A 362-nucleotide genomic window follows, 5' to 3' on the forward strand; every position below is an offset into this window, starting at 1 on the left:
AAGGTGAGCCGAAATATGGCCCCGTTTGTCGGTTCTGATTGCTCGTCCTGTCCAGTCGACCAGCGTCAAATAGTCGGTAAAGAGGTAGGGCAGGCCATCTGACTCACTTCTGCTGGAGAACGGCAGCAACAGAGGTGGCAATGGCGCTGCGGGTTGTTGGTCAGCGAGGCGCTGTTTGATGCTGGTGTAATCACTCTCTTCCGGTCTGTCGGCAATCGCTGCCCGTATCGGATTGAGGTCAACGTAGACCATACAGGCCAGCAGGGCTGACTCGGTGAGCAAGGCCTGACTCTTGAAACGCCCTTCCCAGAAATGACCCTTGCAACCATCTTCCTGATTGGCCTGGCGGGCCAGGTTTTCAT

Annotated in this window: 1 pseudogene; it reads right to left on the reverse strand. The window is 56.1% G+C overall.

Annotated features, from left to right (window positions below):
• Positions 1 to 362 (reverse strand): annotated as a pseudogene (locus tag ACW5XD_RS23945) (alpha-amylase family glycosyl hydrolase); the annotation flags it as partial.

This window comes from Aeromonas enterica, assembly GCF_054052465.1.